The organism is Gudongella sp. DL1XJH-153 (genome assembly GCF_049310905.1).
Taxonomy (GTDB): Bacteria; Bacillota; Clostridia; order Tissierellales; family Tissierellaceae; genus Gudongella.
Genome location: NZ_JBMEMN010000010.1, coordinates 35,759 through 59,197 on the forward strand (window position 1 = coordinate 35,759; position 23,439 = coordinate 59,197).

24 protein-coding genes and 2 riboswitches are annotated in these 23,439 nt (G+C 40.3%); of the genes, 5 read left to right on the forward strand and 19 right to left on the reverse strand.

What is annotated here, in order from left to right; all coding sequences use genetic code 11:
• Positions 1 to 21 precede the first annotated feature (21 nt).
• Positions 22 to 933, reverse strand: a complete 912-nt coding sequence (gene rocF / locus ACOEN1_RS05725; RefSeq protein ID WP_422485554.1) for an arginase — start codon at positions 931 to 933, stop codon at positions 22 to 24.
• 238 nt (positions 934 to 1,171) lie between these two features.
• Here rocF and ACOEN1_RS05730 point away from each other — a divergent pair, with 238 nt between their 5' ends.
• Positions 1,172 to 2,728, forward strand: coding sequence for an ABC-F family ATP-binding cassette domain-containing protein (locus ACOEN1_RS05730; RefSeq protein WP_422485555.1), 1,557 nt, complete (start codon positions 1,172 to 1,174; stop codon positions 2,726 to 2,728).
• 27 nt (positions 2,729 to 2,755) lie between these two features.
• On the opposite strand, the gene msrB is transcribed toward ACOEN1_RS05730, so the two are convergent.
• Positions 2,756 to 3,208 (reverse strand): peptide-methionine (R)-S-oxide reductase MsrB, encoded by a 453-nt coding sequence (gene msrB, locus ACOEN1_RS05735; protein ID WP_422485556.1) that lies wholly within the window; start codon positions 3,206 to 3,208, stop codon positions 2,756 to 2,758.
• Positions 3,209 to 3,498: 290 nt separating this feature from the next.
• Here msrB and ACOEN1_RS05740 point away from each other — a divergent pair, with 290 nt between their 5' ends.
• A complete protein-coding gene (locus tag ACOEN1_RS05740; RefSeq protein WP_422485558.1) occupies positions 3,499 to 4,236 on the forward strand; it encodes a hypothetical protein in 738 nt (245 codons plus the stop codon).
• A 61-nt stretch (positions 4,237 to 4,297) separates the two neighbouring features.
• The gene (locus ACOEN1_RS05745; protein WP_422485559.1) at positions 4,298 to 5,044 is read left to right on the forward strand and encodes a hypothetical protein; all 747 of its coding nucleotides are present in this window, start codon (positions 4,298 to 4,300) and stop codon (positions 5,042 to 5,044) included.
• Positions 5,045 to 5,076: 32 nt separating this feature from the next.
• On the opposite strand, the gene ACOEN1_RS05750 is transcribed toward ACOEN1_RS05745, so the two are convergent.
• The 12 genes from ACOEN1_RS05750 to ACOEN1_RS05805 form a co-directional block, all read right to left on the reverse strand.
• Positions 5,077 to 5,241: a DUF1328 domain-containing protein gene (locus tag ACOEN1_RS05750; RefSeq protein ID WP_422485560.1), complete on the reverse strand. Its 165-nt coding sequence runs from the start codon at positions 5,239 to 5,241 to the stop codon at positions 5,077 to 5,079.
• 101 nt (positions 5,242 to 5,342) lie between these two features.
• Positions 5,343 to 6,245 carry a cyclic pyranopterin monophosphate synthase MoaC gene (moaC, locus tag ACOEN1_RS05755; RefSeq protein ID WP_422485561.1) on the reverse strand — a complete coding sequence of 301 codons (903 nt, stop codon included), beginning with the start codon at positions 6,243 to 6,245 and terminating at the stop codon, positions 5,343 to 5,345.
• A 3-nt stretch (positions 6,246 to 6,248) separates the two neighbouring features.
• Positions 6,249 to 7,211 carry a GTP 3',8-cyclase MoaA gene (moaA, locus tag ACOEN1_RS05760; protein WP_422485562.1) on the reverse strand — a complete coding sequence of 321 codons (963 nt, stop codon included), beginning with the start codon at positions 7,209 to 7,211 and terminating at the stop codon, positions 6,249 to 6,251.
• Between the two features lie 7 nt (positions 7,212 to 7,218).
• Positions 7,219 to 9,105, reverse strand: coding sequence for a molybdopterin biosynthesis protein (locus ACOEN1_RS05765; protein ID WP_422485563.1), 1,887 nt, complete (start codon positions 9,103 to 9,105; stop codon positions 7,219 to 7,221).
• Positions 9,106 to 9,122: 17 nt separating this feature from the next.
• Positions 9,123 to 10,349 carry a gephyrin-like molybdotransferase Glp gene (gene glp / locus ACOEN1_RS05770; protein WP_422485564.1) on the reverse strand — a complete coding sequence of 409 codons (1,227 nt, stop codon included), beginning with the start codon at positions 10,347 to 10,349 and terminating at the stop codon, positions 9,123 to 9,125.
• A 46-nt stretch (positions 10,350 to 10,395) separates the two neighbouring features.
• A riboswitch (molybdenum cofactor riboswitch) is annotated at positions 10,396 to 10,510 on the reverse strand.
• The gene (gene fdhD / locus ACOEN1_RS05775; protein WP_422485565.1) at positions 10,479 to 11,276 is read right to left on the reverse strand and encodes a formate dehydrogenase accessory sulfurtransferase FdhD; all 798 of its coding nucleotides are present in this window, start codon (positions 11,274 to 11,276) and stop codon (positions 10,479 to 10,481) included. Its footprint overlaps the riboswitch before it by 32 nt.
• Positions 11,266 to 11,874, reverse strand: a complete 609-nt coding sequence (gene mobA / locus ACOEN1_RS05780) for a molybdenum cofactor guanylyltransferase (protein WP_422485566.1) — start codon at positions 11,872 to 11,874, stop codon at positions 11,266 to 11,268. The genes fdhD and mobA overlap by 11 nt, the downstream gene beginning before the upstream one ends.
• A gap of 2 nt (positions 11,875 to 11,876) precedes the next feature.
• Positions 11,877 to 12,374: a MogA/MoaB family molybdenum cofactor biosynthesis protein gene (locus ACOEN1_RS05785; protein WP_422485567.1), complete on the reverse strand. Its 498-nt coding sequence runs from the start codon at positions 12,372 to 12,374 to the stop codon at positions 11,877 to 11,879.
• 2 nt (positions 12,375 to 12,376) lie between these two features.
• Positions 12,377 to 12,871, reverse strand: coding sequence for a ferritin-like domain-containing protein (locus ACOEN1_RS05790; RefSeq protein WP_422485568.1), 495 nt, complete (start codon positions 12,869 to 12,871; stop codon positions 12,377 to 12,379).
• An 11-nt stretch (positions 12,872 to 12,882) separates the two neighbouring features.
• Positions 12,883 to 15,552: a formate dehydrogenase subunit alpha gene (fdhF, locus tag ACOEN1_RS05795; RefSeq protein ID WP_422485569.1), complete on the reverse strand. Its 2,670-nt coding sequence runs from the start codon at positions 15,550 to 15,552 to the stop codon at positions 12,883 to 12,885.
• A 119-nt stretch (positions 15,553 to 15,671) separates the two neighbouring features.
• A complete protein-coding gene (locus ACOEN1_RS05800; RefSeq protein WP_422485570.1) occupies positions 15,672 to 17,252 on the reverse strand; it encodes an NADH-ubiquinone oxidoreductase-F iron-sulfur binding region domain-containing protein in 1,581 nt (526 codons plus the stop codon).
• A gap of 12 nt (positions 17,253 to 17,264) precedes the next feature.
• Positions 17,265 to 17,750 carry an NAD(P)H-dependent oxidoreductase subunit E gene (locus ACOEN1_RS05805; RefSeq protein ID WP_422485571.1) on the reverse strand — a complete coding sequence of 162 codons (486 nt, stop codon included), beginning with the start codon at positions 17,748 to 17,750 and terminating at the stop codon, positions 17,265 to 17,267.
• A gap of 190 nt (positions 17,751 to 17,940) precedes the next feature.
• Here ACOEN1_RS05805 and ACOEN1_RS05810 point away from each other — a divergent pair, with 190 nt between their 5' ends.
• Positions 17,941 to 18,228: a DUF1294 domain-containing protein gene (locus ACOEN1_RS05810; protein ID WP_422485573.1), complete on the forward strand. Its 288-nt coding sequence runs from the start codon at positions 17,941 to 17,943 to the stop codon at positions 18,226 to 18,228.
• A gap of 45 nt (positions 18,229 to 18,273) precedes the next feature.
• Here ACOEN1_RS05810 and ACOEN1_RS05815 read toward each other — a convergent pair whose 3' ends face one another.
• From ACOEN1_RS05815 to ACOEN1_RS05830, 4 genes are all read right to left on the reverse strand, one after another.
• Positions 18,274 to 18,672, reverse strand: coding sequence for a hypothetical protein (locus ACOEN1_RS05815; protein WP_422485574.1), 399 nt, complete (start codon positions 18,670 to 18,672; stop codon positions 18,274 to 18,276).
• A 33-nt stretch (positions 18,673 to 18,705) separates the two neighbouring features.
• Positions 18,706 to 19,530, reverse strand: coding sequence for a ZIP family metal transporter (locus ACOEN1_RS05820; RefSeq protein WP_422485575.1), 825 nt, complete (start codon positions 19,528 to 19,530; stop codon positions 18,706 to 18,708).
• Positions 19,531 to 19,837: 307 nt separating this feature from the next.
• The gene (locus tag ACOEN1_RS05825; RefSeq protein WP_422485576.1) at positions 19,838 to 20,554 is read right to left on the reverse strand and encodes a gamma-glutamyl-gamma-aminobutyrate hydrolase family protein; all 717 of its coding nucleotides are present in this window, start codon (positions 20,552 to 20,554) and stop codon (positions 19,838 to 19,840) included.
• Position 20,555: 1 nt separating this feature from the next.
• A complete protein-coding gene (locus tag ACOEN1_RS05830) occupies positions 20,556 to 21,323 on the reverse strand; it encodes an alpha/beta fold hydrolase (RefSeq protein ID WP_422485577.1) in 768 nt (255 codons plus the stop codon).
• 285 nt (positions 21,324 to 21,608) lie between these two features.
• On the opposite strand from ACOEN1_RS05830, the gene ACOEN1_RS05835 reads away from it, so the two are divergent.
• On the forward strand, positions 21,609 to 21,821 hold the full coding sequence (locus ACOEN1_RS05835) for a TOBE domain-containing protein (protein WP_422485578.1): 213 nt from the start codon (positions 21,609 to 21,611) through the stop codon (positions 21,819 to 21,821).
• 74 nt (positions 21,822 to 21,895) lie between these two features.
• Here ACOEN1_RS05835 and ACOEN1_RS05840 read toward each other — a convergent pair whose 3' ends face one another.
• Positions 21,896 to 23,044 carry a substrate-binding domain-containing protein gene (locus ACOEN1_RS05840; protein ID WP_422485579.1) on the reverse strand — a complete coding sequence of 383 codons (1,149 nt, stop codon included), beginning with the start codon at positions 23,042 to 23,044 and terminating at the stop codon, positions 21,896 to 21,898.
• Positions 23,045 to 23,212: 168 nt separating this feature from the next.
• Positions 23,213 to 23,336: riboswitch (molybdenum cofactor riboswitch) on the forward strand.
• Positions 23,337 to 23,439: the final 103 nt, after the last annotated feature.

The following is a 23,439-nucleotide window of genomic DNA, read 5'->3' on the forward strand; positions in this document are numbered from 1 at the left end:
CATATAATTTGTACATACAATCTATATCAACCATTCTCCCATCAGTGAGCCAATAAGAGTCACGGCTGCCTGAGCAGTCTGGTTCTTATAATCTATCAGAGGATTGACCTCAACAAACTCTGCACTTACCATCTTACCTGTTTGAGCTACCAGTTCTAGTCCCAGATTACTCTCTCTGAAGGTAAGTCCACCAGGCACTCTTGTTCCCGTCCCCTGAACATATGCTGGATCCAGGCTATCGACATCAAAGCTTACGTGGAATCCATCTGTACCATCTGTTGCTATTTCAATAGCCTTATTCATTACTTCTGTCATACCCCATTTGTCTATTTCATGCATTGTAAATACGGTAATGCCAAGCTCTTTAAGAACTTTCCTTTCGCCTGCATCAAGATCACGGCAACCTACAAATGCTACATTTCTTGGCTCCACCTTATTTTCAATTCCACCAATTCCAGTCAGTTTCTTATCACCGATTCCCAAACTCACTGCCATTGGCATACCATGAATATTTCCACTTGGAGAAGTTTCTCCTGTATTCATATCCCCATGTGCATCAAACCATATTACTCCTAGTTTTTTCTTGTGTTGTAAAGCACCAGCTATTGTTCCAATTGCAATGCTGTGATCTCCTCCCATCACAAGTGGAAACCTCCCAGCAGCCATTTCCTGGTCTACTATTTTACATAACTCCTCGTTTACCCTTGCAACTTCTTCAAGATTCTTTAGATTTGTCCCAGGTGTTGTGGAAAAAGCATTTCTGTCCGCGACAATGTCTCCCTTATCTTTGACATTGTATCCAATCTTTTCAAGTCGCTCGACAATTCCTGCATACCTAAGTGCAGCAGGTCCGAGGCTACCTCCTCTTGTTCCGGCTCCTAGATCCATTGCAACTCCAATCAGCGAGAGGTTTTCATTGTTTGCTGGTTTCATATCATTATTCCTCCTCATTTTTAATACTACATGGATTGATTAATCCCTGAATGATACCCCATTTATCTTAAACTATTTTCAGGACCTTTGTAAACGATTTCAAGATTAATCTTCAAAGTGAAGTCAAATCGGTTTAACAGTCAACAATAATATACCCTTGCCTATGGATCTATAAACCTTGAGGAACCCAGGTGATTCATGTTATAATCATCTGAGTATTAATTGAAAGGGGTATATAATGAGTATTTTAACTGTAAAGAATCTCAATCACAGTTTTGGTGGACGTGAGATTCTAAAAGATGTAAACTTTCGTCTCCTAAAAGGGGAGCACGTTGGTCTTGTTGGAGCAAATGGGGAAGGCAAATCTTCCTTTATGAATATAATCACTGGAAAACTTGAGTCTGACGAAGGTCAAATCGAGTGGTCCAAAAGAGTTCGAGTTGGTTATCTCGATCAGCATGCATCGCTCCAAAAGGGCATGACTATCAAGGATGTCCTTAAAACCGCATTTCAGTATCTCTTCAATCTTGAAGAGGAAATGCAAAGCCTATATGTGAGTATGGGTGATGTTGACGAAAAACAGCTTGCTGAAATGCTTGAGGATGTTGGAACAATTCAGGATATACTGGATCACAATGACTTCTATATTATAGATTCAAAAATTGATGAGATTTCAAGAGGACTTGGGCTATCTGATATAGGGCTTGAAAAGGAAGTCGATCAACTTAGTGGGGGGCAGAGAACCAAGGTTCTTCTTGCAAAGCTTCTTCTTGAAAAGCCAGATATTCTAATGCTGGATGAGCCAACCAACTATCTTGACGAGGAGCATATCGAATGGCTTAGGAGATACTTGATTGAATATGAAAACGCCTTTCTTCTTATATCACACGACATACCATTCCTAAACAGTGTAATAAATCTTGTCTATCATATAGAGGACCAGGAATTAAGCCGGTATGTAGGCGACTACGATGATTTCCAAAAAGTATACGAGGCCAAGAAATCACAACTTGAATCAGCATATAAAAGGCAGCAGCAGGAAATCGCTGACCTTGAAGACTTTGTCCGAAGAAACAAAGCGAGGGTGGCTACCAGAAACATGGCAATGTCCAGACAAAAAAAGCTGGATAAAATGGATGTTATTGAACTTTCAAGAGAAAAGCCAAAGCCTCATTTTAATTTCAAGCAAGGCAGGACGGCAGGCAAAGAGATTTTCAAGACCAGTGATCTGATAATTGGATATGACGAGCCGCTTACAAGATCCCTTGACCTTGTAATGGAAAGAGGACAGAAGATTGCACTTACTGGAGCAAATGGGCTGGGTAAAACAACCCTTCTCAAATCAATATTGGGACTAATCCCCTCCTACTCAGGTAATGTGGAGCTTGGACAGAATCTTGAGATTGGATACTTTGAACAGGAGTCTTCTGAGAATAACAATAATTCCTGTATTGAGGAAATGTGGACGGAGTATCCTGGTTGGACCCAGTTTGAAATCAGAGCAGCTCTTGCCCAGTGCGGACTTATGACTAAACACATAGAATCAAAAGTCATGGTCCTAAGTGGTGGAGAACAGGCAAAAGTAAGGTTATGCAAAATTATGAACAGGGAAACAAATATTTTGCTTCTTGACGAGCCTACTAATCATCTTGATGTGGAAGCTAAGGAAGAGCTTAAGAGAGCATTAAAGGCATATAAGGGTGGGATCCTGCTTATTTCCCACGAACCAGAATTTTACAGGGATGTTGCCACTGAGGTATGGAACTGTGAAGGCTGGAGCACAAAAATAGTGTAGTCGGAGATTAATCTCCGACTATTTTTATTATTTAAATATTTCCAGGTACTCACCATAGCCCTCCTCCTGGAGCTTATCCTTTGGAATAAACCTAAGTGAAGCTCCATTTATGCAATACCTTAAACCTCCCTTATCCTTAGGTCCGTCATTAAAAACATGACCAAGATGTGAATCTCCATGACTGCTTCTCACTTCGGTTCTTGTCATCAAGAGACTCCTATCCTTCTTTTCCTCAATATGATCCTTTTCAAGTGGTTTTGTAAAACTTGGCCATCCACATCCAGCATCGTATTTATCCTTGGAAGAGAAAAGAGGTTCTCCTGACACTACATCAACATATATTCCTTCTTCAGAAAACTTATCGTACTCACTTGTATAGGGTCTTTCAGTCGCATTATTTTGAGTAACTTTGTAGGATATTTCACTAAGTTTTTCCTTAAGTTCTTCTTTTGAAGGTTTATTATACTTTTTTGAATTCATCTGTTTTCACCTCCTTAATCATTTATACCCCTTATTCTTAATAAAACATATATTTGAATATTCTGTTATTGATGAATTCAATGTGTTCTTTGCAAATGTTTTCATAGCCTATTTTACACATTTTCCGGTTGTTCAATATCTTAAAACACCCCCAACAGCTCTCCAAATGCACGTTTAGGAGACAAAAAAATATGTTGACATATACTAAACTCATAGTATATAATTGACTTACAACTTGTTGTGAAGTTGCAGGTTGTCGGTTGTAGATCTAGGGGAAGGAGGACATATATATGATGCTAGGAAAAGGAAGTATAATAAAAAATAAACACACTAACATGGAGCTTGAAGAATACAGAATGAAACTATTAGGAAAAGATAGACTAAGAGAGGTCATTGATCTTCAGCAACATGTATATGATAATCTTCCAAACAAGGATGTTCTTTACATGGACTCATACGAGGACATGTTAACAGATATGAATGATGGAGCCAGGGTAATTGGAGTTCTAAACAGTAGAGACAGGATAATTGCTTACAGATATATCGGTTTTCCTGGAAGAGACGAAAGAAATATGGGCTATGACATCGGATTGGATCCGGATGCGCTGGATAAGGTTGTGCACCTTGAGACAACGGTTGTAGATCCAAAGTACAGAGGCAACGATCTTCAAAGCCTTACGCTTGTAGCAGCAAAAAAAATGGTTAAACAGAAAGGCTATCAACATTTTATTTGTACAGTCTCACCTCATAACTTTTTCAGTTTATACAACATTATGAAAAACGGACTTAAAATAAAGGCTCTGAAGAGAAAATACGGTTCAACTGAAGATGGAGATGACGGTCTTTGGAGATTTATTCTTCACAGCGACATGGAAAAACAAATCCTGAATCCAGTTGATTTGGTAATATCAAAATGGGCAAATCTTGAGATGCAAAAAGATTTAATCGAGCGAGGATATATTGGCTATGAAATACACAGAGACAGCCAACAACTTAATTACGTGAAATTTGAGGAAGCCAAAATTTAAAGCTCGACTACGGATAGTCCCGTAGTGAGCTTTTTTTAATACTGATGATCGGGGTGATTAAATGATAATAAGTCAAGGACAACTAGTACGCGAAAGACACGGGTCACAGGACATGGAGAACTATACGGCGAAGCTTGTATCCTATGAAGCTCTCCACCATATGGTAGACCTTATTCAAAGGGTTTATGATGCTCTGCCAAATAAGGAAGTTCTTTTTGTAGATTCCTATGAGGATATGAAGCAGGATATTGATGAGGGAGCAAAGATAATTGGAGTATATGGTGAAGAAAATCAGATGATAGCATACCGTTATGTTAGTTTTCCAGGTCTTCAGGATAGAAATCTGGGTTATGATGTAGGAGTCCCGAAAGACGAGCTGGATAAGGTCTGTCAATTGGAGACTACTGTTGTGGATCCTCCTTACAGAGGTAATAATCTTCAATACATGACATTATCCATGATGAAGCCAATAGTTGCTACTGAAGGCTACAAACACATGGTATGTACTATATCGCCATACAATTATTTCAGTGTAAACAATATTATGAGACATGGTTTGAAAATAAAGGATTTGAAGAAAAAGTACGGCACTCTTCCAGATAACAGTGATGGAATCTGGCGATATATTTTACATGGTAGAATAGATCAAAAAATAAATACTCCTATAGAAAAAATGGTCAATGTCCCAATGACCATGATTGAAAAACAAAAGGAACTCTTGGAAACGGGTTTTATCGGCCATGAGTTACACAGAGATCAGTCATTGGATTATGTTCAATACTCCTCCTTACTAGAAAACTCCAGGTAATTTACCTGGAGTTTTCTCTATTGGCATGCTATTTATCGAGTCATTTTTTTCCCGAATATCAATGATAGTACAAAAAGTACAAGGAAAACAAAGAATAGTATTTTTGCAATCTCAGTAGCCGCTCCTGCTATACCACCAAATCCTAATACCGCGGCAATTAGTGCTACAACAATAAATATAATTGACCATCTTAACATTAATTATCCCTCCCAATTGTTTGCATTCCCTGGAGTGTTACTATTTATATTCCCATATTGTGACATTTTGAAACAAAAGAGGAGCCAGGACAATGTCCTGGTTAGTAAAGAATCTCAATCATATCTCCTGGTCTTATTCTTCCGTTCTCGAGTACCTTGGTAAATATTCCTTCCTTTGGCATTACACATTTTCCCACCGTCTTTGAGATTGCGCAGCCTGAATGACATTCCTTCCCAATCTGAGTTACCTCGTGAAGTGTCTCTCCAATTCTAATCCTGGTTCCAACTGGTAGGTCGTAAAGAATAATTCCCTCTGTGGTCAAGTTTTCTGCAAAGTCTCCAAAATTTAGATTCTCAGCACCTGCTGCCTTCATCTTGTCAAAGCTTTCTTTTCCAAGAAGACTTACCTGTCTATGCCAGTCGCCGCTGTGGGCATCTCCCTCTAGACCTTTATCTACTTTAAAATCCCCATTTTCTATAGGTTCTTTTACAACGCCTTTCTTCTCAGAAATATTGACAGATAAGATCCTTCCTGTGCCTTCTCTTCTAAATGTTCCTGACTTGCCACCAGTCTTTTCCATTAGCTTGATCTCCTCTATGGTCATTTCCTTGTCCATTGCCTTGCACATATCATATATTGTAAGTGCTGCAATGCTTACGGCAGAAAGAGCTTCCATTTCAACTCCGGTTTTACCTGTGGTCTTTACCTGAGCCCTTATCTCAACAAAATCCTTCCCTACATTGAATGTTATATCAGCTCCAGTGAGAAAAATATTATGGCACATTGGTATCAGGTCACTGGTTTTTTTAGCTCCCATAATTCCAGCTACCTGGGCAACACTTAAAACATCTCCCTTTTTTACGAGACCTTCCTTTATTCTCATTGCTGTTTCAACTTTCATCCTGATTCTTCCATAGGCAATTGCTGTTCTATTGGTGTCCTCTTTATCTCCGACCTGAACCATATGAGCTCTGCCTTCTTCATTAAAGTGAGTAAGATCCATAATTTATCCTCCAATCTGATTCATATTTCTAGTAATATATTCCTCATTCTCAAGGTGGTGCTCCTCTTCCTTTGTGAGGATGGATTCTCTTATTATTTTTTCAAGATCTCCGCCTTCCCTTAAAATCTTTCTTAAGTCTATTTCCCGGTTGGAGTGAAGACAAAGCTTTAGCTTTCCAGTAGCTGTCAACCTGACCCTGTTGCAGTTAGTACAGAACTTGCAGGATATGGGATTAATCAGTCCGACTTTCCCCTTGCCATCAGGCAGTCTGTAATAAGTAGCGGGAGATGATGGGTCCTCCCTTTCTATTGCCTCCAATTCAGGCACTCGCTTTAGAATTTCCTCATTTGATATGAACTTCGATTTGGCAAATCCAGATGCTTCCCCGATTGGCATAAGTTCAATGAATCTTACATCGATGCCTCCGTTCCTTGTAAGTTCAACAAATTCAGGTATTTCACCATCATTAAATCCACCAATCAGAACAGTATTTATCTTAATGGGGTTTATCCCAAGTTTCTTTGCCTTTTCTATTCCATTTAGTACTTTGTTTATATCTCCTCCGCGAGTGATTTGCTTATATTTTTCAGGATCCAGGGTATCCAGACTTATGTTAAGTCGTTTGACTCCAGCATCAACCAGCTCCTGTAATTTATCTTCCAAGAGAATTCCATTTGTAGTCAATGTTACTTCTTTTACTCCCTGGAGAGCTTTGACTTTCTTAATCAGGTCAACCGCTCCATATCTTACAAGAGGCTCTCCACCGGTAAATCTTATTTTATCTATCCCAACTTTTACAAACATTTCCGTGATTTTATAAAGCTCTTCCAGACTGAGCATGTCACAATGAGGAATCTTGTTTTTTATCCCATCCTCAGGCATGCAATACTCACACCTTAAATTGCAACGATCTGTAAGGGATACTCTTAAGTAGTTGATTTCTCTTCCAAAACGGTCTCTCATCATATCATCCCTATTCTATCCAAATTATATTGCCCGTACCCTCAAATCCGTACCCACCCAGGTCAGTCACCCGGCTTTGAAATCTATCTGACTTAATCGTTTCAATAAACTCTCTTATTAGTTCCATATTCACTGACTCAGCATCAACCAGAAAATCATAATCCTCATTTGCCAGGGGTACAAAATGGAGTTCCATCGCCTTGGCAGCAGAATATGCTCCAAGACCTGTTGTTGCAGTGTTATTCTTTACTGCAGCTGCTACTGCCATATGTGTTGTGAATTCCCTCTGGTAGCCTCTGATTTTTGCTGGATCCAATTCTTCCTTCTTCAATTGATAATCCAGAAGCACCCTTGTGCCTGCTCCCCTTTGCCTGTTCGCAAAAATCACATCCTCTCTTAATAGGTCGCTGCATCCTTCAATATTATCTGGGTTTCCCTTTTGAACAATAAAGCCCTGGCTTCTCTGCAGTCCCTTTATCAAGGCCATCTTTCTTCCTGGAAAGTATTTTTTGACATAGCTAATATTGTACTCTCCGGTATCCATGTCCAAAAGGTGTATAGGTGCCAGATGGCATTCATCCCTTCTAAGGGACAATATCCCTCCCATGCTTCCAACATGGGATGAAGTAAGTTTCATCATGTCTCCAATAATATCCATTACCAAATCGTGACTTCCGATTGAAAGCAGTTTATTCCTTATGGTTGAAAGTGGTTTCAACAGCTCAACTTCGATTTTATCTCCAGCCTCGTAGCCCTCGATATTTCTTGGGATTATTCCAAGGCCATCGGCTTTTACAAGGCTCATGCTCACTCCCGCCCCACCTGATAGTGGCGTTGCAATCAATCTGTCCTTTACCTTACCAAGAGTCACCCTTACAATTTCCTTGTTCTTTAAGGATGATACCATTCTTCTGGATAAAACCGCTTCAGTGGTTTCGTATATTTCACCCTGGTCGCCAAGGAATTTTAGTATCAGTGGTTTTGCAAATACATCAAATACCATAAATGCAGAAACCGGATATCCAGGTATTCCAATTACGGGCTTCTTTTCAACAACTCCAAGAATTGTTGGTTTACCAGGTTTCATTGCCACTCCATGCACAACAACCCTTCCAAGCTCCTGAATTAGATTAACTGTAAAGTCCTTTGTACCAGCAGCTGAGCCTGCATTTACTATGACCATGTCGTTTTCTTTAACCGCTTCCTTAAGAAGCTGCTTAAGCTTATCGTAATCGTCCTCCATCGGTGGATACCTGTTTGGTATTCCTCCAAGAGATGTTACAAGCCCCTTGAAGACATGGGAGTTTGAATCAATAATGGTACCTTCCATTACCTGGGAAATATCTTCAACAATTTCAGATCCAGTAGGGATAATACCGATCTTTGGCCTTTTATATACGTTGACTTTTTTTATCCCGCCGGAAATAAGCGCTCCAATATCCATTGGTCTTACTTTATGTCTGGATGGTATTATCATTTCAGTTGCAACAATATCTTCACCAATCTGTCTTACGTGCTGATAAGGGTAGGCAGGTCTTAATATCTGAACCTGATCATCTTCCCTCTTCAGGACATCCTCAATCATTATCACCGAATCATAGGGTTCCTTGATTGGATTTCCAGTGTTGACATACTTAAAGTCCTCCCTTTCAATAAGGGTTAGTGGATTGCTTTCATTTGCACCCTCAGTATTCTTTGAGGTAACAGCAATCCCATCCATTGCAGATGCATTGTAACCAGGAGATGATACCGCTGCATACACCGCTTCCCAGGTGACTCTTCCTAGAGAATCTACGACAGCAACTTCTTCCAGGTCCCCCTCTATATTGAGTTCTTCCAAATATAGCTCTGTGGCCTTGTCAACATCTACATTATCTATGTAAGTGTTTCTTTTCATATCATCATCTCCTTCTCTTAAAACAGGTACACTTCCCTTTTTTCACCCTTGTCTATTCCTTCTTCATGCTCCTTGATTACAATGTATCCACTTGATTTTGACAAGAGAGTAATCATCCCGGATTTTCCAAAGCTTGGTGTAGCAAATGTTTGTCCGTTTTCTTCCTTTATGCTTACCATATGGTAGGTCTCTTTTCCTGGTGATGATGGAAAGTTGTGAGTGGTTATGGCTTCCATCTTTATCTTTCTGGGTTCCGTTTTCAAAAGGGAAAATATATATGGCTCTACAATAGCCTTGAACACAACTATGGATGATACTGGATGGCCAGGCAATCCAATAATAAGTTTGCCTTTTCCATCTCCAATAATGGTGGGTTTTCCTGGTTTAATTGAAAGTCCATGGGCCAGTACTCCTTTTCCGTGAAGATCGGTAATTACCTTGTGGGTATAGTCCCTGGTTCCTACAGAGCTTCCACCTGACAGCAGAACCACATCAGCCATCTTCAGGGCTTTTTGTACACCCTCAAGAAGAAGATTGTAATCATCCTTGATTATTTCACGACCTGCCACTTCCCCACCAATTTCTTCTATCATAGCTGATAGGGCATAAGAATTAATGTCTCTTATCTTTCCCATCTCCAGCTCTTCATCCAGGTCGATTACCTCATCGCCTGTAGAAAGAATATAAACTCTTGGTTTCTTAACAACTTTTGGACTTCTTATGCCAAGGCTTGCAAGGACTCCCACTTCATTTGGCCCGACTCTCCTTCCGGCCTTAAGAGCAGCTTGACCAGCCTTAATATCCTCACCCTTAAATACCATGTTTTCACCCTTGCTGATGGGCTTAAAAAGAAGAACAGTATCTTCATCCATCTTTTCAGTATTCTCTATCATGATCATCCCCGTAGCCCCCTCTGGCATCATGCCTCCAGTTGGAACATAAACCGCCTGGCCGCTCTTGAGATTATACTCAGGTGTCTCTCCCATTCTTACCTCTCCAAGTATCTCCAAGATACTTGGGATGGATTCAGTGGCTCCATGACTGTCCTCTACAACGATTGCATAACCATCTACAGTCGACCTGTCAAATTCAGGGACATTTATATTTGAAATGATATCTTCAGAAAGAATTCTTCCCTGTGATTGCAAGAGGTTTACCTCTTCAAATCCCAGGTTGTATTCTCCAAATTCCTTTTTTATCAATTCTCTTGCATCTTGGACTGAAACAACTTTAAAGAACTCCATTTAGTACCACCTTTCAAGTATAAAAAAAACAACCCAAAAAGAAAGGTTGCTTAATAAACATCTTCCTTTCCAAACGGGAGGCGTCAGGATTTCTCCTTTACCCAGCGGCATTGTTTCATGGCATCAGCTTTAGAAATCAATGCTCGGAAAATTCGTATAGATATTCATTTTGTCTCCTCTTGCAAATCCTACAAGGGTAATGCCAAGTTCCCTGGCCAAATCCACTGCCAGCGACGTTGGCGCGGATCTTGAGATTACGACCGGTATCCCTCTTCGGGCAATCTTTATCATCATTTCAGATGAAATTCTTCCTGTAGTAAGAACCATCGTCTGACCGAACTCCTGCCCATTAATATGACCCCATCCAAGGATCTTATCAAGTGCGTTGTGCCTGCCGATATCGTCTCTATGCACAAGAATTTCTTCCCTGTTGCACAAAGCACAGCTGTGAACCCCCCCGGTATCATCAAATAGTGAGCTCCGACTGTTAAATTCTATCATTAATTGTACCACATTCTGTGGGGATATTTCCATAATTTTCTTTATTCTCTTGCTTTTTGATGAGTCCAGAACATTGAAGAAGGAAGTGCCTTTTCCACATCCTGAGGTTATTGTTCTTTTACCCCTGAGTTTTTCTCTTAATGGCTTTTCCTTAATGTTTCCATGCATATTGATGATCCCTTTTTCACTATCAAGACTCCAGTTCTCCACTTCAGAGAAATCATCAAGAAAGCCTTCAGATATTAAAAAGCCTGTTGCAAGTTCCTCCAGATCCTCAGGTGTGCATAGAAGTGTGATAATCTCCTGGTCGTTTAAGTATATGGTAAAGGGATACTCCCTTATGACCTGATCCATAAGAGTATCCCTTCTACTCCCTTTGATTTTTATTATTTCAACATCCACCTTGTTCTTCAGATTATATCTCATGTCCTTCATTCCTTTGCAGGTATTCCTGAATGTCTTCTCTTGTGTTGAGATTGAAAAACATGTTCCATTCAGGGCTGAACTCTCTGGCTTCCTTTTCCGGTACAAAGTCCACCCGATAATCCTTCAGCATCGTATGAACCGCTCTTTTCCCTGTTGCCAGGAACTCCTCCATATGAATTGCAAGATCCTTCCTGTAGAAAGCATTGAATGGCTCAATCCATTCCCCGAATCTGGTTACACAAGCTACTGGATCAGACTTATGGATCCTGTTTTTCATGTGTCTGATATAATCTAGATTGATGGAAGGCATATCACAAGCCACCACATATGAATACTCTGATGCAGACTTTAAAAGACCCGCATGGATACCTCCCAGTGGTCCCTTATCTTTTATAACATCACCGGTTATAATATCAGCCAAGCCAATATAGTACTCAGGTTTGTTTGTGACAATGACTATCTCGTCAAGTTCCTCCCTGAGCTTTAATATCAGACTTTCAACAAGTCTTCTTTCCTGAATCTTGATCAGCTGCTTGTCAAAACCCATTCTGGTGCTTTTACCGCCTGCAAGTATTATGGCAGTTCCAAACTTTTTCATGGCTAGTCCTCTTTTCTTGCACACTCCGAATCTCTGCCCGTTAGAATTTCCAGACCGTGATGCACGCTATCCAAACAGAAATCCAATGATTCCCTAACAGCTTTGGGACTTCCCGGCAGATTTATAATTAGAGTGTTGTTTCTTATTCCCGCCGTTGCCCTGGAAAGCATTGCCCTCCGTGTAATCTGAAGGCTAAAGTATCTTATGGCTTCAGTTATTCCCGGAGCCATCCTCTCACAAACCTGGATTGTGGCTTCAGGTGTTACATCCCTCTTGCTGAAGCCTGTTCCACCCGTTGTAAGAATAAGCTGGGCTCCAAGATTGTCCGCCATATTCTTCATTTCTTCTGAAAGAAGGTCCTTTTCATCAGGCAGAATTACCTGCCTGATGACCACATATCCCTTATTTTCAATCATTTCCCTTATAACAGCACCTGAAACATCTTCTCTTTCTCCTGCTGCGCCTTTGTCACTGGATGTTATAATCCCAACCTTAAACATATTTAGCCTCCCCATGGAAGTGTCATATATTCCTTCATTCTTCTGTCGTACTCAGACTTGAAAAGTCTTTCATGACCTTCTTCCCATTTCTGAAGCTTTTCGAAAACCTTTCTTATTCCATCATCGTCTGCATTCTGTGCTGCATTCTCATAGAACTCCTTAAAATCCTTTTCAATAAGGTAAGCCATTCTAAGGATAGTAAGATCTGGGATATCAGACTCGACCAAGGTTGCCTCAATATGCTCTGATTCTTCACGGTCCTGGAAGATGTCTTCTTCTCGCTCCATTACTTCTTCACTTGTGTCAAAGGTTTCATTCTCCATATAGCTCTCGAGCTGTTTCTTAAGGTACTCGTAATGCTCGATTTCCGTTTCTGAAAGAGTCAGAAACAGTTTTCTTGTTGTGGCATTTGAAAATTTATCAGCCTTTTCCTTGAAAAAGTTGCTTCCATCAAGCTCCATCTGCATTGCATATCTCAATACTTGTTCATATTTCATTTATATCACCTCTACGCTTTCTCAACTCTTACTGCGGCTACTTTTAGCTCGGGAATCTTTGCTATTTCATCGATTGCAGAATTTGTTAGAATATTTGCCTTTCCTTCTGTGTAGTGGAATGGCATAAATACTACTCCCTCTTCGATTATATCTGTTACAAGAGCAGTTGTTTCCAACTCTCCACGTCTTGAATAAATTTTTACCCTGTCTCCATTTTCAATACCCAACTTATTTGCAGAAGCCTCATTTATCTCAACATAAGAATTCGGTGCCAGCTTATTAAGCCCATCCTCCCTGCCTGTCATGGTCATTGTATGATAGTGGTAGAGAATTCTTCCAGTTGTAAGGATAAGCGGATACTCGTCAGATGTTATTTCAGCACTTTCTACGTATTCAGCCGGCATAAACAATCCTCTGCCTCTTGCCATTGCAGTCTTGTGAAGATACTTTGTTCCAGGGTGATTCTGATCTGGAACTGGCCATTGAAGACTTTCTGTTTCAAGCCTCTCATATGTTACCCCTCCGTATGAAGGAGTCAGAGATGCGATTTCTTCCATTATCATTGCAGGATCCGAATACCTGGTCTCATCGCCCATTCTGTTCATGATGTCCATAAGGATTATCCAATCTGCTTTTGCCTCTCCTGGAGCCTCAACTGCTTTTCTTACCCTTTGAATCCTTCTTTCAGTATTTGTAAATGTTCCGTCCTTCTCTGCAAAAGCTGCCGCAGGAAGCACGACATCAGCCATTTCAGAAGTTTCAGTAAGGAATATATCCTGCACAACCATAAAATCAACATGATCCAGGACTTTCTTCACATGGTTTGTATCAGGGTCTGATACCATTGGGTTCTCTCCCATGATATAGAGGAACTTGACCTGATCCTCCTCAATTGCCTTAAACATTTCAGTTATTGTTAGGCCAACCTTGTTTGAAAGCTTGCTTCCCCAGTTATCCTGGAACTTGTCCAGCACCTCAGGCTTGAATACCTTCTGGTAGCCTGGAAGATCTGCTGGCAGTCCTCCCATGTCACAGGCTCCCTGAACGTTATTCTGCCCTCTAAGTGGATTTACTCCCGCTGATTCAATACCAACGTTTCCGCAAAGAAGTGCTAGATTTGAGATGCTCATTACTGCATGGGTTCCCGTTGTATGCTGTGTTACTCCCATCGTGTAGTAGATTCCTGCCTTCCCTGCTTCTCCGTATATGGTAGCTGCATCAATAATATCCTGTGCATCAACTCCACAGATTTCTGCGACTCTTTCAGGAGTGTAGTCCTTCACAAGTCTCTTTAGTTCTTCGTAGTTTTCTGTTTTTTCATCAATATAGCTGTCCGCCTGAAGTCCTTTTTCAATTATTACATGCATCAAACCGTTTAAAAGTGCGATGTTTGTTCCTGGCTTCAACTGAAGGAATACATCAGCGTATTCCGCCATCTCTATCCTTCTTGGATCTGCAACAATCATTTTGGCTCCGGCCTTCTTGGCCTGCTTCATAATTGAACCGATTACCGGATGGTTCTCTGAAGTGTTTGAACCGATAATAAACATTGCATCCGTTCCTTTTATTTCCTGTATACTGTTTGTCATTGCTCCGCTTCCCAATGTGATTGCAAGACCTGCAACCGTTGAAGCATGTCAGAGGCGGGCGCAATGGTCTACATTATTGGTACCAAGAGTTGACCTGAACATCTTCTGGAACATGTAATTATCCTCATTTGTACATCTTGCTGAAGTAAGACCTGCGAATGCTTCTGATCCAAAGACTTCCTTGGTCTGTTTCATCTTCGATGTTATTACCTCGTATGCTTCATCCCACGTGGTTTCAACCAGGACGCCATTTTTTCTAACGAGTGGCATTGTTAGCCTGTCAGGATGTGAAAGGAAATTGTATGAGAATTTTCCCTTTACGCACAGAAGTCCTTCGTTGTGAGCATCAAATGCTGGCTCTACTCCTACCACATTGTTGTCCTTTATCTTAAGATCCATCTGGCATCCCACTCCACAATAGGAGCAGGTTGTTCTTACTGTCTTTGTTTCCCACTGTCTGAATTTCATCTTGCTCCTTGGCTCAAGAGCGCCAACTGGACATACGGATACGCAGTTTCCACAGGATACACATGTTGAATTCTCAAGTCCTTCCCCAAATGGCGTAGCTACAAGAGTATCGAAGCCACGGTTCTCAAAGCCGATTGCATTTGTACCCTGAAGTTCATCGCACACTCTTACACACAATCCACATAGGATACACTTGCTGGCATCAAATGTGTAGAATGGGTTTGTATCGTCATAGTATGGCTTGCTCATTTCCCATCTATATGTACCTTCTGTGATTCCATATTCATAGCAGAGGTCCTGAAGCTTACAGTCTCCGGCTTTTTCACATGTCAGGCAATCCAAAGGATGATTTGATATAAGCATATCCAGTAAATCCTGCCTTGCCTTTACAACCTTTTCGCTATGGGTGTGGATAACCATTCCTTCTCTCACCTGCGTTGTGCAGGCAGTGTGAAGCTTGCCCCAGCCTTCAACCTCCACCTGGCAAAGTCTACATGATCCAGAGGGAACAAGACGCTCATCATGACACAGGGTTGGAATGTCTATGCCTATATCACTGCAGGCCTTAAGTACAGTAGTTCCTTTTTCAATTTCGTGTTGTTTACCGTTAATTGTTACCTGCATATACTCTCCCCCCTCTCAGCTGTTTTTAGAACATTGAAGCCATTTAGTCCCTTAATGGATCTCTTTAATCTATTATAATCAGTTTTAATTTTTATTGTATTCATATTCTTCCTCCAGTGCTATATTATTGAGATTGCATCAACAGGACACACATCATAGCAGGCTCCGCATTTTATGCATATAGCCTGGTCGATAAGGTGCTTTTCCTTGACCTTTCCACTTATTGCTAGTACTGGACATACCTTTGCACATCTTGTACAACCAATACAATCATCGGTGATCTCGAATTTTATAAGTGCCTTACAGCTCTTAGCTGGACAACTCTTGTCCTTTATATGTGCCTCGTACTCATGTCTGTAGTATTTAATTGTTGTTATTACTGGATTGGGAGCGGTCTGTCCAAGCCCGCATAGTGAAGTTGAGCTTACGGTTTCTGAAAGTTCTTCAAGTCTTTCAATGTCACCTTCTACTCCATCACCTTTTGTGATTCTATCCAGAATCTCATACATCCTCTTTGTACCTTCTCTACAAGGGACACATTTTCCACAGGACTCATCCACGCTGAAGTCCAGGAAGAATTTTGCTATATCAACCATACATGTTTTTTCATCCATAACCACCATTCCGCCCGATCCCATGATGGACCAAATTTTACCCAGAGATTCAAAATCAACAGGGGTATCAATAAGGTCAGCTGGAATACATCCACCGGATGGACCACCTGTCTGTACAGCCTTGTATTCATTGCCGTCCTGGGCTCCACCACCGATGTCAAAAACAATCTCTCTTAAGGTCATGCCCATTGGAACTTCAACAAGCCCTGCATTTTCAACTTTCCCAACTAGTGCGAATACCTTTGTTCCAGGAGATTCCTCTGTTCCGATACCTCTGAACCACTTTGCACCTTTGTTCATTATTACAGGCACGTTTGCCAGAGTCTCAACATTGTTTATTATTGTGGGCTTTCCCCAAAGTCCCTTGTGGGCAGTTCTATGAAGCTTTGGACGGGGCATTCCCCTTCTTCCTTCGATTGACTCCATCAATGCAGTTCCTTCTCCACACACAAATGCTCCAGATCCAAGTCTTAGTTCAATATCAAAATCGAAGCCGGTTCCAAATATGTTCTTACCTAAAAGACCATACTCCTTAGCTTGCTTAATTGCTATCTCCAGTCTTTTAACTGCCATGGGGTACTCAGCCCTCACATATATGTATCCCTGGTCTGAGCCGATGGCATAGCCACCAATAGCCATACCCTCAAGTACACTGTGGGGATCCTTTTCAAGAATTGACCTATCCATAAATGCACCGGGGTCTCCCTCGTCTGCATTACATATTATGTACTTCTTATCAGCATCGAATTTATATGCTTCATTCCACTTTCTTCCTGTGGGGAAACCGGCTCCTCCTCTACCACGTAGAAGGGATTCCGTTATTTCATCTACCACATCCCCAGGTTCCAATTCTGTCAACGCCTTTAAAAGTGCAAAATATCCATCAAATGCTATATATTCATCGATATCTGTGGGATCGATTATATCGCAATTCTTAAGAGCAATTCTTACCTGTTTCTTGTAGTATTCTCCCTTAAGGACCAGGTCATCACCCCTAAACTCAACCCTGTCTCCCTCCAAAAGCTTTTCAAAAAGGGATGGCTTGGTATTCTCCTTTATCTCAAACAATTTCTCCTTTGTTATCATGGCACTCTCCCCTTAATTGTATTTAGCAAGTATCTCTGTAATATCGTCCTTCTTGACCTTTGCATACACATCTTCATTGACTAGAATTACAGGTGCTATGCTGCAGTCACCAACGCATCTGGCAGCTGCTATAGAGAATACCTCATCGACAGTGGTTTCTCCTGATTCTATTCCAAGCTGTGACTCAATTTCCTCAAGAATACTCTGGGCACCCTTAACATAGCAGGCTGTTCCCATGCAAACACTTATTTTATTCTTGCCTGTAGGCACAAAGGAAAACTGGGAATAGAAAGTTGCTACTCCGTAAATTTCTGCCATTGGGATGGACAACTCTTTTGAAATTATCTCCAGCACTTCCTTGGGTAGATATCCAAAGACTTCCTGGGCATGCTGTAATGAAGGCATCAGTGGGCCTGGTGTGTTTTTCTTGGAATCAAGAAATCTCATAAAGGCTACTATCTGCTCCTTGTTTTCTTCTTTATCAAACTTGAACTCCATTATTATCCTCCTCTTGATTATGTAATATTAAATGGATTTTTTCTTTAGATTTATGAAAATTATATACCCTTTTAGCGTATAATATTAGGAAAGGATTGTCAATGATATCTGAATTTTGCCATTTCTCCATGATTCAAGTGATTTCAGCGCTTGAGATATAGTTTCATTATAGATAAAGGAGTTGATTCATTTGCTAAATCAATATTATATACACATTATTTTATCCTATATGATCTTCATAAATATCGTAGCTATTTTAATATTCAAGAGAGATAAATCTCTAGCTAAAAACGGGAAAAGAAGAGTCTCTGAAAAAACACTGTTTCTATCAGCCATAATTGGTGGTGGATTGGGTGCTGTTATTGGAATGCACCTATTCAAACACAAAACAAAAAAAGCCGCCTTTCTATTGGGGCTGCCCATTATTGCCATTATAAATATTATTCTTGTGATGTATGTCCTTAAGGAACTTGTTTAGTTGCTTTGGGACAAAAAGGACCGTCCCTGGCGTCCCGGATTGTTGCTATTCGATATGAATGGCAATTGTTATGAGTAGCATAACGGCAACCGAACGATGGATTGTCAGCCAAAGCTTTCCCCTTTTCTTCTTTTTTTGGCCATATATGCCAAGGATAACCTGTAGTATCATTAGTGATGCTGCAGCGAGTCCTGTGAAACTCAGGCCATGAGTGAGATATTGAACCGAAAAATGGAGTAGCAGGAAGAATACAGCTAAAAATCCGAAATAACGATGGTTCTTCACTACAAAGCGCATCATTTTTTGGTAGCTGTCTGCAAATGATTTATTCTTTCTAATCTGTGTCTTGAATTTTTTATTGATGAACTTAACAACATAGTTTAAAACAGTCAGGCTATAAAAGAAAATAATGATATAACCCAAGAATTCCCCCAAATCTTCCAAGAAATCCAACATCCTCATCAGCTCCCTTTCAAGTTATCCCAAAGCCACATCAAGTATCATCATTACTGTAAAACCGAGCATTGCACCTATCGATGCAATATCAGTCTTTGAACCGCCTTCTTCTCTTTGCGCTTCGGGAATAAGCTCCTCAACTACAACATAGATCATTGCTCCTGCTGCAAAAGCAAGTGCATATGGCAATATTGGCTGTATTTTTATAACGGCATAAGCTCCCAGGACACCGGCAATTGGTTCTACTATTCCAGACGATTGTCCATACAGGAAAGCCTTTGTTCTACTGAATCCTTCTCGTCTTAATGGTATGGATACAGCTGCTCCCTCTGGAAAGTTTTGCAACCCAATTCCTATTGCCAATGCAACCGCTCCGGCTAGTGTTGCAGAAGTACCTACGCCTGCGGCAACAGCACCAAAAGCAACGCCGACTGCAAGACCTTCTGGTATGTTATGTAGCGTAATCGCCATAACAAGCAGGACACTTCTTTGCCAATTTGTCTTGATCCCTTCTGCATCAGGAGTGTCAAGTCCCAAGTGTAGATGTGGTAATAATTTATCAACCATATAAAGAAATCCGCCACCCAATAAAAATCCGCTTGCTGCAGTAATATATGGTACTTGCCCTAATTCTTCAGCCAACTCAATTCCAGGCGCAAGCAAAGACCAGAAGCTTGCTGCAATCATAACTCCTGCAGCAAAACCCAACATTCCGTTTAGTACTGTCTTATTAATGGTTTTGAAAAAAAATACGAGACCTGCACCCAGTGCAGTGACGCCCCATGTGAATAATGTTGCTATCAATGCTTGTTGTACAGGTCCATATTGACTAATCCATTGAATCATCTATAACACCTCTTTTTTGACTTGCTTGGAATTCTTCAAAAAACATATTTAACCAATCAACACTATTTTACCCTAAACTGCTAATATAATTCTCTTCTTTTAAAGAACTAGCAAAGCACTTGAGACGGTTTATTGTTTTTATAGAAACGCTAAGTATAGTTCTTTGTGTTTTTTGCACTTGTTGAATAATAACCACAAATACAGTATTTCCGCAAAACAAAAGACAGCTTTTTACTAAAACTGTCCTTTATATTGACCCTCGATCTAGTTTTAGCTTTTAGCTAAATTTCCAAATAATAAAACGTCCCTAATGTTTTTTACACTTTTCAATAAAGTAGTTGAAGATTTCCTGATGTACTGGATGTTTTTCTGCAATTGCTTCTGGGTGGTACTGAACGGCAAGAACAAACCTATCATTAGTTGATTCGATTGATTCAATTATCCCATCATGAGCTTTTGATGTTATCCGTAGATCTTTACCCAGATTCTTAATTGCCTGGTGGTGCAATGAATTAACTTGGATCATTTCTTCTTTGTATATTTCCTTCATTATCGTACCGTCAACAATTTCAATTGAATGGTAGACTCCTGTCGGATCGTAATCGAAAGAGTGTCCTCCTACATTTAATACCTGGCTATAGATATCCTGGTACAAGGTTCCTCCCAGTGCAATATTTACAAGCTGAATTCCTCTACAGATTCCAAGTATTGGAAGGCCTGACTCGTATGCTTTTTGGAATAGTTTCATCTCCATATCATCTCTTTCATGGGTGATTTCAACAACCTGCTTTATTGGCTCTTCACCAAATCGAAGTGGCCAAATGTCATGCCCACCTGTGAAAATAACACCATCGAGATTTTTAGCAAACTCAGCTATTGTATCTTCATCTGTTACTGAAGGTATTATCAGTGGGACTCCTCCGGCTCTAACTACTGCCTGGAAGTAAAAATCATTTAAGGTGTTTACCATTTTACCCTTAATATTTGCCTGAATACATGTAATGCCAATAACCGGTTTTTTCATCTTATACCTCCATCAACTTTTCACTGAACCATTTCCCCATTTCCTCCAGCATATTGGTTGTAACAAAGTGATCCAGATTCTTGTAGGAAATCATCTTAATATTTTCATCTACTTTATATAAGTGTTTAAGCTTTTCATAAAAATCCCTCTGAGGAGTAATTTCAACCATGGAATCCGCTTCTCCATGAAGTATCAGGATTGGTCGATCCACCAGGAAGTCAATTTTCCCTGCCGGGTTTTTGCTCTGTACTTCCTGCTCAAGATTCTTGAATTCCTTTGTCATATGAACATTAAGCCTTCTTTTAAATTCCTCGTTGCTCCCCAACCAGTTGAATGACCCATTCAATATTACACTTGTTCTTATCTCCGGGTTCTCAGCGAAAATTCCAGCTGCTGTAAATCCTCCCATGGAGTGACCTGTTACAGCAATTCTTTCAGGATCTGCATCAAGCTCCTCCGTCGCATAATTTCTTATCTGCCTCCATTCCTTAAGATTGTTCAACACCACTTCCCAGAAGAAACCGGAATTCTCTGATTCATCATAATCAAGAGTTCCTCTTTCTCCATGATGGATTGCATCTGGAATGATGACCTGATAGCCAAGTCCTGCAAGTATGCTCCCTCGGAATTCCTGGTATTCTTTTTTTGAGCTCCACCCATGGTAGAATACCACAGTTGGATAATTATCCATTTCCAATTCTGGCTTGAGTACTATGACTGGGATCCCATCAATATATATATTTTCCTTCTTAACATTTAAGAACTTCATTTCTTTCCTCCTCAAGTCAACTAAACTTATTTCTATTATCATTATATACCATTGTCAATCAGTGTTTCATCCCTTGAATCTTATCTGCATACTGTATGCCAAAAGCATTGTCGTAAATGCCCAAGCCATTCATGGAAGAATGCAATGATTCCTGTTATTGCTGTAAATTTCATATCCTCTGTCTTTGTGGCAGTCTTCTACAGGCTGTTATATCAAAATTCCATATGATTGAATACTCGTTATGCATCAGGGTATATAACCAGTAAAATATGTAGGAGGGATTATATGAAATTAAGTGCTAAAAACCAATTTAAAGGAACCATTACAGATATCAAGGAAGGTGTTGTGACTGGAATCGTAACTGTTGATATCAGTGGAGGAAATATTGTAACATCCTCCATAACCATGGACTCCATCAAATCCCTTGGCCTGAAGGTTGGCCAGGAAGTTGTTGCCGTGGTTAAGGCATCAAATGTAATGATTGGTCTAGATGACTAAGAACCATCCTTATTAACCTTTATCAATCAATATTTTAAGAAGGATCTTGGACTTTTTTGATTCCAAGGTCCTTCTTAATCAATCAAATGAAAGTATGGCTCCAGACCTTCCTTGTTAGGGTACCCTTCGATTATTCTTCTGCCGTCAAAACCACACATCCAGTCTATGAATTCTATTGCTTCCCGGTATTTGCCTAAATCCTGTGAATGTCTTCTGACAGCTATTGCTGAAAATATGTTATCAAGCTTTGAATCAAGTTCGTCCTTGTTCCCTGCATAAACCCTTAAACTATCATTGTGTTCCGATAGCTTGTAGCTTGTGGAATCCACAAGGGTGTATCCGGACTTCTCAAAAGCAATATCAAGGCATTCCATATTGCTTGCTATTCTCCCACCTACAATTGTGTTCCTTTCTTCAGTAGGTATCCCTGCCTCATGCCATAGCTCAAGCTCTTTCTTATGGGTTCCCGAATTGTCTCCACGGCTTATGAAAAAAGAGTCCGTCAAGGAAATCTGTCTGAAGAAAACTTGAATTCCAGCATCAACCTTAATGTGCCTGAGTCCTGCTGGATCAGATTCCGGGCCAACCAGATAGTACCTGTTCGCCATGATATCCCTTCTATAGCCTCCAAAGCCTTGAGTCATAAAGTCCTTTTCCTCATCGGGGCTATGGACGAAAACAATATCCACATCACCGGATCTTCCTATTTGAAGGGCCTTGCCACTACCAACGGCAATGTGCCTTACCAAGGTTCCCATCTTCATGAAATATTCCTTTTCAAGCACATCCAATAATCCTGTATCAATTGGTTCCATTGAACTTGCCATCAATAGGTACTTAAGGGAATCTCCACCCTCAACTTCCTGTCCCTTGCCAACCTCTTCAACCTTGTTTTGGATAAGTGCTGTCAGTTGAATATCAACAGAATCTCTGATAGCCTGATAGTGGTTCAACATTTCCCTGCCTTCCTTTGTCAGAGTTGCTCCTCCACCCTCTGAACCTCCTACCTTTTTATCAAGAAGCTTAATACCCAAAAGCTCTTCAGTATCCTTTATTAGTCCCCAGGCATAACGGTAGGAAATCTTCATGTCCGACGCAGCCTTGGATATTGACCCCTCCTTTTCAATATTTTCAAGCAGTGAAAATAGCTTGTCCGTGGAAATTTGCTTCTTGTTCTTAAGCTGTATATATAGCTGAAATCCATCCCATTTATTTTTGTTCATTATTCTCACCCCAAACCTATCCTTTATTCGATTTTATGCCATTTAGATATTAAAATCAATAGTATCACCTGGAGTTAACCTCATACAATATTTGAAAACTAATACTATTCGTTATGCTTTCATTGACATATCGATATAGATTAATTATAATTACAGGTAAATAAACAAGTATTTAGCCTGCTCCGAGACCTTGTTTCTAAAGTGTATTAGATGCCATGAAGCAAGGTCCGGCAGGGTAATATGGGAAACCGTATTGCCTCCCATTGTGGAAAGGAGAGTGTTTGGCATTATAGATTATTGCCATATTTTGACACAGCTCCTTTTATTAAAAATAGGAGTTTTTTTGTCGGAGGTGATAATTAAGAAATTTGAGGTTTTTGTCTTTTCAAAATCAT